Source organism: Saccharopolyspora rhizosphaerae (assembly GCF_003931915.1).
GTDB lineage: Bacteria > Actinomycetota > Actinomycetes > Mycobacteriales > Pseudonocardiaceae > Saccharopolyspora > Saccharopolyspora rhizosphaerae.
Genome location: NZ_RSAA01000026.1, coordinates 240,911 through 257,182, shown reverse-complemented (window position 1 = coordinate 257,182; position 16,272 = coordinate 240,911). Strand labels below are relative to the sequence as shown.

Annotated in this window: 13 protein-coding genes and 1 tRNA gene; 6 read left to right on the top strand and 8 right to left on the bottom strand. The window is 70.9% G+C overall.

Features of this window, described 5'->3' with window-relative positions; translation table 11 throughout:
- Nucleotides 1–6: 6 nt before the first annotated feature.
- The 5 genes from EIL87_RS22805 to EIL87_RS22785 form a co-directional block, all read right to left on the bottom strand.
- Complete coding sequence (locus tag EIL87_RS22805; RefSeq protein ID WP_125092631.1) at nt 7–840, bottom strand: LytR/AlgR family response regulator transcription factor; 834 nt, start codon at nt 838–840, stop codon at nt 7–9.
- A 296-nt stretch (nt 841–1,136) separates the two neighbouring features.
- Nucleotides 1,137–2,048 carry a S49 family peptidase gene (locus EIL87_RS22800; RefSeq protein WP_125092630.1) on the bottom strand — a complete coding sequence of 304 codons (912 nt, stop codon included), beginning with the start codon at nt 2,046–2,048 and terminating at the stop codon, nt 1,137–1,139.
- Between the two features lie 9 nt (nt 2,049–2,057).
- Entirely contained in the window at nt 2,058–3,311 is a 1,254-nt protein-coding gene (locus tag EIL87_RS22795; RefSeq protein ID WP_125092629.1) for a histidine kinase, read from the bottom strand.
- Between the two features lie 169 nt (nt 3,312–3,480).
- Nucleotides 3,481–4,332 (bottom strand): Fpg/Nei family DNA glycosylase, encoded by an 852-nt coding sequence (locus EIL87_RS22790; RefSeq protein ID WP_125092628.1) that lies wholly within the window; start codon nt 4,330–4,332, stop codon nt 3,481–3,483.
- Nucleotides 4,333–4,358: 26 nt separating this feature from the next.
- Nucleotides 4,359–4,796, bottom strand: coding sequence for a DUF983 domain-containing protein (locus EIL87_RS22785; protein ID WP_125092627.1), 438 nt, complete (start codon nt 4,794–4,796; stop codon nt 4,359–4,361).
- 229 nt (nt 4,797–5,025) lie between these two features.
- On the opposite strand from EIL87_RS22785, the gene EIL87_RS22780 reads away from it, so the two are divergent.
- A complete protein-coding gene (locus tag EIL87_RS22780; RefSeq protein ID WP_125092626.1) occupies nt 5,026–5,424 on the top strand; it encodes a PPOX class F420-dependent oxidoreductase in 399 nt (132 codons plus the stop codon).
- 103 nt (nt 5,425–5,527) lie between these two features.
- A tRNA-Gly gene (locus EIL87_RS22775) sits at nt 5,528–5,600 on the top strand.
- A 337-nt stretch (nt 5,601–5,937) separates the two neighbouring features.
- Here the strand turns inward: EIL87_RS22775 and msrA are convergent.
- Nucleotides 5,938–6,594: a peptide-methionine (S)-S-oxide reductase MsrA gene (gene msrA / locus EIL87_RS22770; protein WP_125092625.1), complete on the bottom strand. Its 657-nt coding sequence runs from the start codon at nt 6,592–6,594 to the stop codon at nt 5,938–5,940.
- Between the two features lie 21 nt (nt 6,595–6,615).
- The gene (locus tag EIL87_RS22765; RefSeq protein WP_233576490.1) at nt 6,616–8,049 is read right to left on the bottom strand and encodes an acyltransferase family protein; all 1,434 of its coding nucleotides are present in this window, start codon (nt 8,047–8,049) and stop codon (nt 6,616–6,618) included.
- Between the two features lie 221 nt (nt 8,050–8,270).
- Between EIL87_RS22765 and EIL87_RS22760 the strand changes: the two genes are divergently transcribed.
- Nucleotides 8,271–9,503, top strand: a complete 1,233-nt coding sequence (locus EIL87_RS22760) for a hypothetical protein (RefSeq protein WP_125092624.1) — start codon at nt 8,271–8,273, stop codon at nt 9,501–9,503.
- A gap of 710 nt (nt 9,504–10,213) precedes the next feature.
- On the opposite strand, the gene EIL87_RS22755 is transcribed toward EIL87_RS22760, so the two are convergent.
- Entirely contained in the window at nt 10,214–13,429 is a 3,216-nt protein-coding gene (locus EIL87_RS22755; protein ID WP_125092623.1) for a glycosyltransferase, read from the bottom strand.
- A 138-nt stretch (nt 13,430–13,567) separates the two neighbouring features.
- Here EIL87_RS22755 and EIL87_RS22750 point away from each other — a divergent pair, with 138 nt between their 5' ends.
- Genes EIL87_RS22750 through EIL87_RS22740 form a run of 3 tightly spaced genes read left to right on the top strand, consistent with a single transcriptional unit; the run spans nt 13,568 to nt 15,937 of the window.
- The gene (locus EIL87_RS22750) at nt 13,568–13,834 is read left to right on the top strand and encodes a hypothetical protein (protein WP_125092622.1); all 267 of its coding nucleotides are present in this window, start codon (nt 13,568–13,570) and stop codon (nt 13,832–13,834) included.
- A complete protein-coding gene (locus EIL87_RS22745) occupies nt 13,824–15,275 on the top strand; it encodes a sensor histidine kinase (RefSeq protein ID WP_125092621.1) in 1,452 nt (483 codons plus the stop codon). The genes EIL87_RS22750 and EIL87_RS22745 overlap by 11 nt, the downstream gene beginning before the upstream one ends.
- Complete coding sequence (locus tag EIL87_RS22740) at nt 15,275–15,937, top strand: response regulator transcription factor (protein WP_125092620.1); 663 nt, start codon at nt 15,275–15,277, stop codon at nt 15,935–15,937. The genes EIL87_RS22745 and EIL87_RS22740 overlap by 1 nt, the downstream gene beginning before the upstream one ends.
- Nucleotides 15,938–16,272 lie beyond the last annotated feature (335 nt).

Here is a 16,272-nt window from a genome sequence, read left to right as displayed (position 1 = left end):
TCCCGCTCACTGCTGTCCCCAGTTGTCCCGCGGCGCCTTCACCAGGCGGTCCTTGAGCTCCCGGGTGTGCCGGCGGGAGACGGGGAGTTCCTTCGGCGGTCCGCCGCCGAGCACCACCGAGTAGCCGGACGAAGACATCCGCAGCTCGGTGACCAGGGACAGCGACACCAGGAAAGACCGGTGGATGCGCAGGAAACCGGCTTCGCCCCAGCGCTCTTCCAGCTGCGCCAACGGGATCCGCACCAGGTGCGAGCCCTCGGTGGTGTGCAGCCGCGCGTAGTCGCCCTGCGCCTCGACCCAGCGGACCTCCTTGCGCGGGATCATCCGCGTGGTGCCGGCGAGTTCGACCGGGATGACCTCGTCGTCGTCCTGCGCCGGGGCTTCGAGCGGTTTCGGCGCACCTCTGCCGGACTGCTGCTTGTTCTTCTCGATGCCGCGCAGCGCGCGGTCGACGCGGTCGGCGTTGGCGGGCTTCATGATGTAGTCCAGCGCCCCGACCTCGAACGCTTCCAGCGCGTTCTCCTCGTGCCCGGTGATGAACACCAACGCGGGCGGGTTGCGGAACGCGGTGAGCACCCGAGCCAGCTCCATGCCCGACAACCCCGGCATCGAGACGTCGGCGAAGACGGCGTCCACGATGGACTCGTCGTCGTCACGCCGACCGATCAGCTCCGGATCGTCGCTGCGCAACAGGCGCAGCGCCTCGGCGGCGTCGAACGCGGTCAGCACCCGGCCGACGCGGGGGTTGCTGCCGAGCAGGTACTTCATCTCGTCCAACCCGGCCCGCTCGTCGTCGACGGCGAGGACGACGAGCCCGTCGGAGTTCTCTCGTGTACTCAATGCAACGCCATATCGTGCCGCGCCTTCGGCGCACTGTCCATGTCGTGGTGTCCCCGCCGGTGCCTCCCGCACCGGCTCGTACGAGCGGCCGCGAACCCTAGTTGTTAGCGCAGCACGAGGGTCCTCCACGAGAGGTCGGGGGAAGATTCAGCTCCGCGAAGGCGAATTTCGCCCGAACGGCCCAGTCGGTTGACCTGACGGGTCGAGACCGCCTCGGCGAAGTGGATCAGCTTCGTCCGCAAGGCCTGCGTCACGGGCCCCCGCCGGACTCCCAGTGAGGACCTGAAGCGCCGGCTCTACAGCCCGAAGCGGTTCCACATGGCGCGGTGTTCCAGCTCGTCGAGCCCGGAGATCACGTTCGCCAGCGGGTTGCGCGACGTGCGCGCGGCGACCCCGAGCCGCGAGAGCAGCGTCTTGCGGCATTCCACGGTCTGCATCTGGGCGTCGGGGAACTTGTGTTCGACGATCTCCCGCAGCGTACCGACACCGTCGACCAGGCCGAGCTTGGCGGCCTTCGCCCCGGTCCAGACCTCCCCGGAGAACAGCTCCTCCTCGGTACCGGAGAGCTTGCTGCCGCGGCGCTCGCGGACCCACTCCCGGAACTGGCCGTGCAGCTCATCCTGCATCCCGCACAGCCACTCCACGTCTTCCGCCTTCACAGGGCGGAACGGGTCCAGCCGCACCTTGTTCTCCCCCGCGGTGTAGACCCGCCGCTCGACGCCGAGCTTGTCGAGCAGGCCCGTCATGCCGAAGCTGGCGCTGACCACGCCGACCGAGCCGACCATCGAGGTCTGGTGCGCGTAGATCTCGTCGGCAGCGCACGCCAGCCAATAACCGCCGGAGGCCGCGACGTCCTCGCAGTACGCCACGACCGGCACGCCCTTCTCCTCCGCCAGGCCGCGGATCCGGTCCGCGACCAGCGCGGACTGGGTGGGCGATCCGCCCGGCGAGTTGATCGACAGCACCACGGCGCTGAGCCGGTCGAACGCGAACGCGCGCTTGATCGCCGATTCGACGTTGTGGATCGAGATCGTGGGCCGCCCCGCCGGAGACGACTGCGGCGTGATGACGCCTTGCAGCTTGAGCACCGCGACGACCGGCTTTCGATCGCCCACGCCCGGGAGCTTCCCGGTGAACCTGCCGGTCAACTCCTTGGGCAGCTTGGTGGTGACCACGTCGACGAACTTTCGTGGTGACTTCTCATCCATGCCCCGACGCTACCGCTTCAGGGCCGGTCCAGCGGCCAAGCCAACGCCCGGCTCGTCCACCGGCGGCAGCGGCTCGGGCCGCACGCCCGGGGCGAACTTCGGCACCCGCATGATCACCTTCATGCCCGCGCCCTTCTCGGTCTCCACGATCAGCCCGTAGTCGTTGCCGAAGGTGGCGCGCATCCGGTTGTTGATGTTGCCGAGCCCGACGTGGGCGCCGGTGAGGTGGGCGTTGGCCAGCTCGGCGTCGAGCAGCTCCGGGTCCATCCCGATGCCGTCGTCGTCGACGCTGATCAGCGCCTCGGACCCGTTGTCCTCGGCGGTGACCGACACGGTGCCGCCGCCGGGCTTGTTGGCGAGCCCGTGCCGGACGGCGTTCTCCACGAGCGGCTGCAGCGCGAGGAACGGCACCACCACCGGTAGCACCTCCGGGGCGATCTTGAGCTGCACGTTGAGCCGGTCCGGGCCGAAGCGCGCGCTCTCCAGCGTCAGGTAGCGGTCGATGTTGCGGATCTCGTCCGCCAGCGTCGTGTAGAGGCCGCTGTTGCGGAACGAGTAGCGGGTGAAGTCGGCGAACTCCTGGAGCAGGTCCCGCGCGTGCTCCGGGTCGGTGCGGATGAGCGAGGAGATCGTGTTGAGCGCGTTGTAGATGAAGTGCGGGGAGATCTGGGCGCGCAGCGCACGCACCTCCGCCTGGGCCAAGCGCTCCTTGGACTCCTGCAGCTCGGCGAGCTCGAGCTGGGTGGACACGTGGTGGGCGACCTCCGCTGCCGCCCTGAGCAGCCTCTTGCGGTCGCCGCCGGCGATCACCGTCAGCACGCCCCGGACCTGGCCCTCGACCTCCAGCGGCACCACGGCAGCGTGCCGCATCGGGCAGGGCCGCTGCTCGCAGACCACGTCCCCGTGGTCGAGGAAGTCGCGCTTGCCCGTCCGCAGCACCTGCTCGATCTTGGTGCGCAGGTCGGCGTAGTGGTGGTTGGCCTCGCCGTCCCAGGTCAGGAGGGTGCCGTCGGCGTCGACGATGCCGACGGCCACGCAGGCCAGCAGTTCTCGCAGGTGTGGGCCCGTCTTGTCGGCCGATTCCTGGTTCAGGCCCGCGCGCAGGTAGGGCGCCGCGCTGGTCACCCGGTGCAGAGCCGCCAACGTGGCGTCCTCCACCGAGGTGCTCACCCGACGCGCCCGGCACAGCAGCACGAACATGCCCAGCACGGCGAGTGCCGCGAGCGTGGTCAGGACCGTCCGCTCTGTCAACAACTCCGCCACAACATCAATCTGCCCGAGCCGCACACCGCGAATCAAGGCGGCTACGGTCAGTGCGGGTTTTCCATCGGTGAACGGCAGGCACGCCTTCCGTCCAGCGGAATCCGCTCCCCCGTTCAGCCGAGCAACGGCTGTGCACAACCCCAGGAGCTGTCCACAGCCTGTGGACAGCTCACTTGAGCAGCCGGGACATCCTGCGATCCGCCAGCTGCTTCCCACCGGTCTGGCACGTCGGGCAGTACTGCATCGACCGGTCCGCGAAGGAGACCTCCCGAACCGTGTCACCGCACACCGGGCACGGCAAACCGGTGCGGGCGTGCACGCGCATGCCCGACCGCTTCTCGGCCTTGAGCCGCGCGGCGTCCTGCTGCAGCGAGCGGTCCACGGCGTCGCGGAGGATGTCCTGGACGCAGCCGTGCAACCGGGCCACCGCCGCTTCGTCGAGCTTGCCGGCCGTGGCGAAGGGCGAGAGCTTGGCGGCGTGCAGGATCTCGTCCGAGTAGGCGTTGCCGATTCCCGCGATCGTGGACTGCTCGGTCAGCACCGTCTTGATCCGCTCGGTGCGCCCGTCGAGCAGCGCCGCGAGCCGCTCGGCGTCGACCTCCAGGGCGTCCGGCCCCAGCTTCGCGATCCCGGGCACCTCGGCCACGTCCTCGACGATCCACGCGGCCAGGCTCTTCTGGGTGCCCGCCTCGGTCAGGTCGAAGCCGACGCCGCCGAGGTGCACCCGCAGGGCGATCGGGCCCCGGCCGGGCTTCGGCGGGGTCGCGGCGAGCTTGTCCGACCAGCGCATCCACCCCGCGCGCGCCAGGTGGCACACCAGGTGCAGGCCGCCGCAGTCCAGGTCGAGGAACTTGCCGTGCCTGGCGGCACCGGTCACCTCGCGGTCGTGCAGCGCGGTGTGGGGCGGAGCAGCGGTCTTGAGCACGCTCATCGAGGCGACGTCCACGCGCGCGACCACGCGCCCCACGGCGTGGTCGCGGAGGTGCTGGGCGAGCGCCTCGACCTCGGGAAGTTCCGGCACGCACCCAGTGTGCCCGAGGAACGCCGCTACTCGGTGGGTTGGAGCCGGCCGTTCATGTCGGGTTCCGCGTAGAGCTCGATGTGCCGGGCCACCTGGGAGACCTCCTGACGCACCTCGATGAAGCCGCGCACGACACCCACCCAGGTCTCCGGCGGGTTCTCGTCGGCGTCACCCGGCGTCGACGCGGTCAGCGTCCACGGCCGGTGCAGCACCCAGCGGACCGGGAAGAACAGGACCGCCAGCACGAGCAGCGCGATCAGCCAGGGCGGGACGACCACCTCGGCGGGCGTCCAGGCGATGAACACCACCACCAGCGCCGCGAGCGCGGCACCCACGACGACCGCCGGCGTCGAACCGCCGTTGACGTCGTGCTCGAACTCGTCCACCACGATCGGGTTGGACCACTCCAGGTTCGCCCGGATCGTCCAATCCCGGCCGTCGGAGCCCCGCACCACCCGGTTCATCAACGCCTCCCCGCCCACCCGGGCTGGTCACTCGAACACCCACTGCCACTGGAACCGCACCCGTCACCGAGCGTGGCGCCACGGTACCGCTCCCGGCACCGGCCCGGTGCGCGTCCGCCCGCGCCATTGTCGATCATCCCGAGGGCCCGGGCCAACCCTCGCGACGGGAATCAACCCGGCAGAACCACTACGCTCCGGGCACGAGAGAGGCCGCGGTCGGAGGTGCCGGGTGGACGTCGACGTCGCACGCGAACTGCTCCGCGAGCAGCACCGCGCCGTGCTGGGGACCCTGCGCGGCGACGGCACCCCGCTGATGACCCCGGTCTTGGCGACCGTGGACGCGAACGGCCGGGTCGTGATCAGCACGCGGTCGGCCTCGGGCAAGGTCCGCAACCTCCGGCGCGACCCGCGCGCGTGGCTGTGCGTGCTGCCGGACGCCTTCTTCGGACGCTGGTTCCAGGTCGACGCCGAGGCCGAGGTCGTCGAGCTCCCCGACGCCCTGCCGCTGCTGGAGGACTACTACCGCCGCGTCTCCGGTGAGCACGAGGACTGGGACTCCTACCGCGAAGCCATGCGCTCGGAGAACAGGGTGCTGCTGCGCCTCACCCCGACCCGGGCGATCGGCTAGCCGGCCCCGGTGGGGGACCCCCCGGTGAACGGGCTTGCAGCCATGGGCTAAAGTGTTCATCAACAGCCAACCGGGGCGGAAGTCACCGGGAGGCGGTGAAGATGCGGATGTAGCGCAGCTGGTAGCGCATCACCTTGCCAAGGTGAGGGTCGCGGGTTCGAGTCCCGTCATCCGCTCGCAGGAGTGGGGCCGAGGTGATCACCTCGGCCCCACTCCTTTGTGTGGTTGGTCGTAGTTCACGAAGTGCGGCGTAGAAGTTCTCGCCCACCACAACCTCTGCCGCCACTCGGCTGCACCACCGGCAGACCCCTCGCCTTGGCCACCCACTCGCGCAGGTCCGGCAGCTTCCGCCTTCAGGTGTGGGACTCAGCCCGCACCGCCGCCGGTTCTGAGCGGCTTCGTGGCGAGTACGCCGTGACGCCGTGACGCCGCGTGAACGTGCTCGAGGAGCGGCGCACGGAGCCACTCAGGTTCTGCCACCCGCACCGGCTCGCACAGCGAACTTCGAGAAGATCAGCTCTCCACACCGAGGCCGGCTGGGCAGGCGACTCCGGTCCCTCCCAGGCCGCAGTACCCGTTCGGGTTCTTGGCGTCCGAGAGGTACTGCTGGTGGTAGTCCTCGGCGTAGTAGAACTCCTGCAACGCGGCGATCTCGGTCGTGATCTGGCCCTTGCCCGCTGCGGTCAAGGCCTCCTGGAAGGCGTCCCGGCTGGCTTCCGCCACGGCTTTCTGCTGCTCGTCGGTGTAGTAGATGGCCGAGCGGTACTGGGTGCCGAGGTCGTTGCCCTGGCGCATCCCCTGGGTGGGGTCGTGGTTCTCCCAGAACACCTTCAGCACCTGCTGGTAGCTGATCTTCTCCGGGTCGAAGACCACCAGGACTGCTTCGGTGTGCCCGGTCAGGCCCGAGCAGACCTCCTCGTAGGTCGGGTTCGGCGTGTAGCCGCCCGCGTAGCCGACGGCGGTGGTCCACACGCCCTCGGTCTGCCAGAACACGCGCTCCGCGCCCCAGAAGCAGCCCATGCCGACCACCGCGGTGGCCAGGCCTTCCGGGAACGGCGGGACGACGCGGCGCTCGGGGAACACGGCGTGCTGCCCGTTCACCGCCATGGCGGTGTCCCGCCCGGGCAACGCCGACGACGGCTCGATCATCTTCAGCTTCCCACCGAACATGCTCCCCAGGGTACGCGGCGGTCAGCGGCGATCGGGGCGTTCGGAAGTCGCGTGACGGCCCGGTTCGGGGCCGCGCGCGTGCGTGCCGCCCGGCGGCTCGACCTCCTCGACCCACCGCCGTGCCAGCGGTGGGTCCTCGGACGGCAGCGGACGTGGTGCCGGTCGACGTGAGAGGTTCCGTTCCGGTGGAGGACTCACCGGCCGCCGCCGCACCCCGTTCCCCGGCGGACGCGCCGGCACCTGCCGCTCCGGAACACCGGCACCCGAAGGCCGTGCTCCGCTGGCAGCAGGCACTTCCCGCTCGTCGCCGTCGCCCGCGGTCCGGGCGAAGACGTCCGTGGGCGGGTCGTCCCCGGCCGGAGGCCCCGCACCACCCGGGTCGCGCTCGGCACGCGGGGTGAGCAGGTGGCGCAAGCGCATCGTGGGGTCTTCCACGTACTTCCACGACAGGGTGCCCAGCACGTAGGCGATCGGGGCCGCGCAGAGCAGCATGAGCCACTGGCCGCGAATCCCGGCCAGCGCCAGCAGCTGCTGGACCGGGAACCCCCAGACGTAAACGCCGTAGCTGCCGTTGACCCAGACGCCCGGCACGTCCAGTCGCGCCGGCCAGAAGTGCCCGGCCACGACCACCGCGTAGCTGACCGCGAACGCCATCCACGCCGACGCGGTGGTGTTGTTGCCCATCACCACCAGCACGACCAGCCCCACGCCCGCGGCCAACGGCGACAGCGGGACCCGGTACAGGTTCAGCAGCACGCCGAGCGCGAAGGCGACGAGGAACGCCACCAGCGACTCGACCGGCACGCTCAGCAGCGAACCGGCCGACTCGGCACCCGGGGTCTGCTCCAGGTGGCGGTCCCAGGCGATCAAGCCGACCAGTGCGAGCAGCGACAGCCAACGCAGGTTCTTCCTGGCGGTGCCCAGCAGCAACAGCACGAACAGGCCCGCGTAGGCCAGCAGCTCCATCGGCAGCGTCCACAGCGAGCCGTTCACCGCGCCCGGCCACGGGTTGCTCTCGAAGACCCCCGGCAGGTCGTGCCGCAGGGTCAGCAGTCCCGCGTTGTGGACGATGTAGCCCCAGGTCTCGCGCGCGCGGAAGTACTCGCCGAGCGGCAAGGTCGTGATCATCGGGCCGACGACCAGGGCCATGCCCACCGACACCGTGAGCATCGGCGGCCACAGCCGCAGCACCCGCTTGGCGGCGAAGCGCAGCGCGTGCGGGTCGCGCAACCAGCTCTCGGTGATCTGGAAACCGCTCAGCGCGAAGAAGCCCATGAGCACGCCCTCGTCGGGCTGCACCGGCCACTCCGGCGGGAACAGCTCACCGCTGCCGACCAGCGGGGAGCTGTGACCGTAGATGACCAGCAGCGCACCGATCATCCGGATCCAGGCGAAACCGTGGTTCGGGGCGGCGAACAACTCGGGGCGAGCGTGCACCACACGCGCAGCGCTCAACCTGGTCACCCCAATGATCCGTGCCCGCAGCAGCCGTCAACGCTGCGTAGCCTAGCCGGGCGCCGGAACGGCCCGTGGCCCTTCACAACCCGGACACCCGTCCGGACCAGAGCGCAGTCCGTATCGTTATTCGGGCTGTGCACCCCGAAACCTGCGCTGAGTGCCAGAATGGCTTCGATCGCAGCAGCGGCGTTCATGGAATCCCGGGAAGGGCGCTATCGGTGACCTGGCAAGACGAGTTGCAGAACCTCGACGCCGAACTCGCGGCGGGACGCATCTCCGCCGAGGAGTACCGACAGCGCAGGGACGCCGTGCTCGGCAGGGCGCAGGGCGGGCACGCAGGTCAGACGCCGTCGAACCCGGACGGTTTCCCGGCGCAGGACCCCACGCCACCGGCTGATCCCTCGTCCGGGGGCTTCCCGCAGCAGCAGCCCGCCCAGCAGCAGAACCCGTTCCCGCCCGCCTTCAGCTGGGGCGACGTCGCCAAGCAGCAGCCGCAGCAAGGCACCGGCGAGGAGACGACGCAGGTCGTGCCGAACCCGTACGCCCAGCAACAGCAGCCGCCCGCGGACTCGGGCAGCACGCAGGTCGTGAACGTCCCGCAGACCCCACCGCCGCCGCAGTGGGGCCAGTCGCAGCCGCCGTGGGCCGGTCAGCAGCAAGGCCCGCAGGGCTGGGGTCCGGTGGAAACCACCGGCACGCCGTGGGGCGATGACCTGCCCGGTTCGTCCGACTCCGGGGAAGCGTCTTGGATGCGCCAAGGACCGGAGGTCTTCGAATCGGCGGGCAAGCCCGGCAAGGGCAAGCTGATCGCGGGCCTGTCCATCGGCGCCGTGCTGCTGGTCGTGGTGATCGTCGCGGTCGTCTTCTACTTCGCCGGCGGAGCGACGGAACCGCGCGGGGGCACCGCCGCTCCCCCGCCCCCACCGCCGGCGCCGACCACCACCCCGCTGCCGGAACCACCGGCAGCGAAGGCTCCGCCGGCCACCACGCAGGAGGTGCTGGTCGCCGCGAACGGACCGGCGCACCCGTGGACCGGGCTGCTCGACGTGCCGAACCTGCAAGGCGCCAAGGGCGGACTGCTGCAGCCGAAGACCGTGCTCGACACGGCGTTCCAGAACGGCCTGGTGGAAGGATGGTTCAACGGCACCGACGCCGTGCAGCCGAAGACGACGCTGCTGGCGCTCAAGCTGCCCGACACCAACGCCGCTCAGACCGTCGTCGAGAAGTACCTCGCCGCGCAGCAGGGGCTGTCCGAGGTGGAGGACCTGTCCTACCAGGGCGTTTCGGTCGTCTCCACCGGCGCGACGTTCCGGACGGCCTACGTGGCGCACCACTACGCGGTGATCATCGACGTCAGCGGCCCGGCGGAGCAGCGGGACGCGGCCCAGCAGACCTTCGCGGGCACCCTGGACCAGCAGCTCGCCCACACCCCACCCACGGTTCGCGACTAGGTCCTGCGCAGCGATCGCTCCGCCCAGCGGTGCGGGTAGCCGACCTGACCGGCTCCGTGCGCCGCTCCTGGTGCGTGACCGGTGCACGGCGTCGCGGCGTACTCGCCTCGACGCCGCTCAGAACCCGCGCCGCGGCAAGCTGTGTCCCCACCCGGACAGCGGCTCCGCCGCATCCTCGCAGGGCCGGACCCACCACCGGGACGACGAGCCCGGCCCACGTGCCCAAGGGGCCGGGCCGGGTGCTCAACCGCCCGTCCTCCCACCACCCCGGTCACATCTCGCGAGACCTCCACGAGCACGGCCGCAATATCGCGCGAAGTGGGAGTCCCGCCCGGCCAACACACCGGACCATTCACCCCATTCGGCGTGTCGTCGCAGGTCAGGTGGGGTGGTGCGCACTTTCGCGCGACATCACCGACCCCAGGCCCCAACACCCCGGAGCACGCAGAGCCTTCAGGGTGTCGTTCCAGTTCGAGCGGGGTGGTGCGGAGAAGTTCGCGCGACATCACCCGACCCTCGGCCCCCACGCACCGGAGCACGCAGAGTCGTCGGCTTGAGTTCAGGCCGGGCGGTTCGCGCGACATCAGCCCGCGCCGCCAACACACCCGGGCTTGCAGGGCTGTTGGGCGTGTTGTCGGTGGTCGGGGTGGGGGTTGGGGTGTCGCGGTTCGGGTGCGTGCGGAGGGTGAGGTTCCTCGCGTGGTCCTCGGTCAGGCGGTGGGGATCTTGGTGAGGAGGGCCGTGAGGGCTGCTCGGGAGGCTTCCGGGCCGAACTGGGCTTCCACGGCCGTGCGACCTGAGGTGGCCAGGGCTTTCCAGGTCTCGTCCTCGGTGAGCAAGCGGACCACCGCTGCAGCGCAGGCGTTCTCGTCGTCGGCGACCAGGACGTCCTGGCCCGGCTTCAGGTGCATGCCCTCGACGGCGACCGTCGTGCCGACCACCGGGACACCGACGGACAGGCTCTCGCCGACCTTGCCCTTGACGCCGGCACCGAAGCGCAGCGGGGCGATGGTGACCCTGGCCTGCGCGTAGTGCGGTTCGAGGGACTCGACCCAGCCGTGGACCTCGACGCCCGGGCCCGCCAACGCCTCGACCTCAGCGGTCGGGTTGCTGCCGATGACGTGCAGGACCGCGTCCGGGCACCGCTCGCGCACCAGCGGCATGATCTCGCGAGCCGCCCAGCGGGCCGCGTCGACGTTCGGCGGGTGGTCGAAGCTGCCGACGAACAGCACGTCGCGGCGTCCCTCGAGACCGGCCGGCGAGGGGTCGACCTCGTGCACGTTCGACAGCACCCGCACGTCGGCCTCGGGGACCAGCTCGCGCAGCAGCGCGCGTTCGGCTTCGGAGACCACCAGCGTCACGTCACAAGCTCGGGTCAGCCCGAGCTCCATCTGCTGCGAGGCGAATGCCTTGCGGCGCAACGCCTCCGCCCGTCGTGCCTGGCCCTGCCGCTCGGCGAGCTCGGCCTCGCGCTCCAGGCGCAGGAAGTGCACGTCGACGGTGTCGTAGGCGATGACGGCGTGCGGAGCGCGGGTGCGCAGCTCCTCCACCAGGCTCCACGCGACCTGCGGCCGGGACAGCAGGGCGAGCGAGATCTCCGACCCCGCCTCGTGCAGGAACGCCTGCTGGAGCTCGGGTTGCGGCAGCACGGTCACGCCGATCTGCTGCAGGTCCTCGGTGTAGGGCTGCAGCGGCGCGTGGTTGCCGGGGAAGAACACCACCCGGTAGCCGAGCTCGACCAGCTGCTGCAGCACCCGGAAGATCCGCACCGAACCGGAGTCGAAGTCCGGCCGCGGCACCTGGTGGTCCTTGACCAGCACGATCGGGCCGTGATGGCCACGCGTGCCGCGCTGCCGGGCCAGCCACAGGTTCCGCGGTGACGCCTCCGGGAGGTGCTCGTCGCGCAGCACCTCCGCCCACTTCTCGACGAAGACCTGCCGGTTGAGCTCCTGGTGCTTCTTCACGCCGGAACCGATGTCGGTGCCGTGGGAGACGCCCTCGTGGTGCACCACCACGGCCTTCGGCTGCACGACGGTGCGGTAGCCGGCGGCGCGGACCGCGAACGCCAGGTCGGTGTCCTCGTAGTAGGCGGGGGCGAAGCGGGTGTCGAACCCGCCAACCTGGCGGAACAGCTCCGCGCGCACCAGTACCGCGGCACCCGAGCAGTAGTCGACGTCGCGCAGGACGTGGAACTCGGCGCCGCTGCCGTCGGTCCCGCGCCCGTAGTTCCACCCGGTGCCGTCGGCCCAGACGATGCCGCCGCACTCCTGCAGCCGCCCGTCGGGGTAGACCAGCTTGGCGCCGACCAGCCCGATCGCCGGGTCCGTGGTGATGGTGTCGACGAGGACGTCCAGCCAGGACTCGGTGACCTCGGCGTCGTTGTTGAGGAAGAAGAGGTGCTCACCGCGCGCGTGCTCGGCCCCGAGGTTGCAGGCGCCGATGAAGCCGAGGTTGCGCTCGGCGCGCACCAGCCGGACGCCTTCGCAGGCGGCGAGCTTCTCGGCGCTGTCGTCGGGTGAGGCGTCGTCGACGACGATCACCTCGAACGGCACCGACACCAGGTGACCGCCGAGGAAGCGCAGGCACTGGCGGGTGTAGGGCCACTTGCCGTGCACCGGCACGATCACGCTGACCAGCGGCCGGTCGCTGGAGGGCACTGCCACCGGCCCTGTTCCGGGTTCGGCGGCGACTTCCGGGATGCCGGGCTTGCGGCCGAGCGCGATCTCGTAGGCGTCGCGGCGGGCGGTGCCGCGCGGCGCGACGCGCTCGACGACCTTGCGGTACTTGGTGACGGCGCGCTGCACCAGCGCCGAGTTCTGCGCGGCCAGCTCGGCGTTCTCGGCGGCGAGCTCGTCCACCCGGCGCTGCGCCTCCGCGAGCTGACCCTCGAGCCGGGCAGCGGTGTCGCGCAACCACTCGACGCGGGCGGCGTCGCGTCGCGCCTGCAGCTCGCGCTCCCGCAACCGCTCGCGGAGCTCGGCGAGTTCGGCCTTGCCCGCCTCCCCCTGCTGCTCCGAGGTCTTGCGCAGCTCCTCCAGCCGGGCGATGGCGCCCTTGAGCTCCTCGGCTTCGCCGCGGCTGCGCTGGTAGAGCTCGTTGAGCTTGGCGACGTCGGCGACGGCCTCGTCGCGCTGCTCGACCAGCTCGGCGGTGTTCCCGCCGCGCGCCAGCGTCAGCTGCGCATCGGTGAGCACGGCGGCCGCGGGCAGCTTCGGCAGGTGCTTGTCGGAGGCCACGCCCAGCAAGTAGGTGTGCGGGACGCCCTGGTCGACCACCCAGCCGGTGTCGGTGCGCTCGATGGTCTGCAGCCGGACGCCCTCGATCGCGGTGTCGCGGTCGCCGGGATCGGCGGGCACCACCATCGAGCCGACGGTGACGTTCTGCTTGAGCACCGCCACGTGCCGGAAGGTCTCCTCCAGCATCGACTCGTACTCGCGGGCGGTGAGCTCCTTGACGTGGAACGGGTTGTCGTTCCCGTGCTCGTGGCTGTAGACGGCCGTGTCGGGTGTGCTGGACAGGAACAGCCCGCCCTGCTTCATCCGCGACTTGACCAGCTGCAGCACCGCTGAGTGGTCGGAGACGTGCTCGATGGCCTCGAAGCACACCACGACGTCGAAGGGCTTGGCGTCGGCGAGCAGGTCGGGGTCGGTGATCGAGCCGACCTCGAAGCTGACGTCGCGGCCGGCGTAGTGGTGCCGGGCGTGGGCGATGGTCTGCTCGTCGACGTCCACGCCGACGACCTCGCCACCCGCGGCGGCCAGCAGCGCGGCACCGTAGCCCTCACCGCAGGCGAGGTCGAGGACCCGCTTGCCGCGCGCGAAGGGGGCCGCCAGCGCGTACCGGTGGTAGTGCTCGTAGACCACCTGCACGTCCTCGGTCCAGGGAACGCACCGCTCCCCGGTCCAGTCGATCAGCCGCTCGTCCATGCGCCCCTCACCGAGTTGTGAATCCGGTCGCAGGTTAGCGCCCCACCGCAGGCCGCCGTGGCCGGTTCCGGCGGGAAGATGAGGAGGTTCTCATCGCGGCTTCACCTGCGGTTGTCCTGGAGAGGTCAGAGTGGTCCCATGCGTTCCGCTCCCCGGGGGTTCCTGTTGCTCGCGTCCTTGGCGTTGCCCATCGCCGCCGTGCTGATCAGCTTCGCGTTGACCGGTGGGGCGCGCGCACCCCAGGTCCCGGACACGGTGCGGGTCGGCAGCTCACCCGGACCGGGCCCGAGCCCGAACGCGCCCGTCCCGGCCGTGCCCGGTCCGTCCGACGTGCCGCCACCACCCGCCGAGCTCCCGCCGCCGGCACCCCACGACGACGACGTGACGGACGGCCATGACGACTGACCTGCCGACCCGTCCGCTGAAGATCGCCGGACGCCGCGGCACCCGCGTGCCCGCCCGCGCCCAGATCATGGGCTGGTTGCTGCTCGTGCTGGTCCTGGTGCTGCTGACGGTCATCGTGATCGTCCGCGAGTACCTGCACGACGAGGTCGACCACCGGGTGACCGAGTCGGTGGAGCAGGAGGCCCGGGAGTTCGTGGCCTTCGCCGAGCGCGGCCGGGACCCGGTCACCGGCACGGTGCTCGCCGACCCGGGGACGCTGCTGCGCAACTACCTCGGCCACCAGTACCCGGACGGCGACGAGGCGCTGATCGGAGCGTGGCCCACCGCAGGCGGTCTGGGTGTGGTGTCGCAGGAGCAGACCGAGTCGATCAAGACCGTCGCGCACGACCGGGCGGTGCTGCAGCGGATCGTCGACGCCCCGGAAGCCCACGGCGTGCTGGACACCGCGGCCGGGCCGGTGCACTGGGTGAAGGTGCGCGCCGAGACAGCGGGCGGCGGCAGCGCGTGGTTCGTGATCGAGCGCCACACGGCGGCCGAGACCGCCGAAGTGGAGCGCAGCGTCCGAGTGCTGTTGCTGGTCAGCGCCCTCGGCGTGGTGCTGGCGGCGTTGATCTCCTGGGTGGTGGCGGGTCTGATCCTGGCGCCGGTGCGCGCCGTGCGGCAGGCCGCCGCCGAGATCACCGAGCACGACCTGACCAGGCGCATCCCGGTGGAAGGGCGCGACGACATCGCCGCGCTGGCAGACCAGTTCAACGCGATGCTGGACCGGCTGGAGGACGCCTTCCGCATCCAGCGGCAGTTCGTCGACGACGCCGGCCACGAGCTGCGCACCCCGATCACGATCGTGCGCGGCAACCTCGAGCTGATCGGGGTCGATCCCGCCGAGCGCGACGAGGTGGTCCGGCTGTGCACCGACGAGCTCGACCGGATGACTCGCATCGTCAACGACCTGCTCGTGCTGGCCAAGGCCGACCGGCCCGACTTCGTCTCCCCGACCGCGGTGTCGCTGGCCGAACTGACCAGTGACATCGACGCGAAGGTGCGCTCGCTCGGGGACCGGCGCTGGGTGCTGGCCGAGGTCGGCGAGGGCGAGTTCGCGCTGGACGGGCAGCGGATCACCCAGGCGGTGGTGCAGCTGGCGCAGAACGCGGTGCAGCACACCGAGGAGGGGTCGACGATCCGGATCGGCTCGGCCGTCGGCGACGGGACGGTCGAGCTGTGGGTCAGCGACGACGGACCGGGTGTCGACCCGGCGGAGGTCCAGAAGATCTTCGAGCGGTTCACCCACGGCACCGGCCGCACGGGCGGGGCCGGCCTGGGCCTGGCCATCGTCCGGGCCATCGCCGACGCCCACCACGGCCGGGTCGTGGTGCGCTCCACGCCCGGCACGGGCGCGACCTTCCGGCTGGAACTGCCCGCGAGGACCACGGGGGACGAGTGATGAGCAAGATCCTGATCGTCGAGGACGAGGAGCGCATCGCGGCGTTCATCGAGAAGGGACTGCGGGCCAGCGGGTTCACCACCACCGTCGTCACCGACGGCGATGCGGCGTTGCAGCACCTGGTCGACGGCGAGTACGACCTGGCCGTGCTGGACCTGGGGTTGCCCGGCCGGGACGGCTTCTCAGTGCTGCGCGACGTCCGCGCCAAGCGGGTGGCAGCGCCGGTGATCATCCTGACCGCGCGGGACACCGTGCACGACACCGTCGCCGGGCTGGAAGGCGGCGCCGACGACTACATGACCAAGCCTTTCCGCTTCGAGGAACTGCTGGCCCGCATCCGGCTGCGCCTGCGCTCGGCGGAGCGCGTCGAGGAGGTGACGGTGTTGCGCGACGGCGAGCTGTCGCTGGACCTGCGCACCCGCCGCGCCCAGGTGCCGACCGGCGTCGTGGACCTGACGGCCCGCGAGTTCGCGCTGCTGGAGCTGTTCCTCCGGCACCCGGGTCAGGTGCTGAGCCGCGAGCAGATCCTCTCCCACGTGTGGAGTTACGACTTCGACCCGGGATCGAACGTCGTGGACGTCTACGTCCGTGCGTTGCGCCGCAAGATCGGCAACGAGCGCATCGGCACCGTCCGCGGCATGGGATACCGACTGGGCGCCTAGGTCGCGCCGCCTGCGCGCTGCCGGTGCGCCACTCCCCGAGCACAGCGGTTCCACCGATCGCACGCCAGTCCTGAAGACGTCGGCACGCGCAGCCGCGGCGTCCCTCACCACGACGACCCAGGACCTGCAGCAAGGCCGGGCCAAGCCCCTGCGGACTTCGCGACAACGTCGACGCCTGAAGCTCCCGTCGAACTTCCCGAGAAGTTCGCGGCCACGTCTCCCCTCGAACTTCCCGAGAAGTTCGAGGGGAGCGCTCTCACCAGCACGGACACGCCGAGGTCTGCGAAGCGCTCGGGTGTGGCAGGACCGGGGTCCACCACGACGTCGCGCTGAGC

Coding starts and splice junctions, on each gene's coding strand:
- EIL87_RS22745 (WP_125092621.1), top strand. CDS start 13,824: ATGACGACTGACCTGCCGACCCGTCCGCTGAAGATCGCCGGACGCCGC.
- EIL87_RS22800 (WP_125092630.1), bottom strand. CDS start 2,048: ATGGATGAGAAGTCACCACGAAAGTTCGTCGACGTGGTCACCACCAAG.
- EIL87_RS22750 (WP_125092622.1), top strand. CDS start 13,568: ATGCGTTCCGCTCCCCGGGGGTTCCTGTTGCTCGCGTCCTTGGCGTTG.
- EIL87_RS22755 (WP_125092623.1), bottom strand. CDS start 13,429: ATGGACGAGCGGCTGATCGACTGGACCGGGGAGCGGTGCGTTCCCTGG.
- EIL87_RS22785 (WP_125092627.1), bottom strand. CDS start 4,796: ATGAACCGGGTGGTGCGGGGCTCCGACGGCCGGGATTGGACGATCCGG.
- msrA (WP_125092625.1), bottom strand. CDS start 6,594: ATGTTCGGTGGGAAGCTGAAGATGATCGAGCCGTCGTCGGCGTTGCCC.
- EIL87_RS22740 (WP_125092620.1), top strand. CDS start 15,275: ATGAGCAAGATCCTGATCGTCGAGGACGAGGAGCGCATCGCGGCGTTC.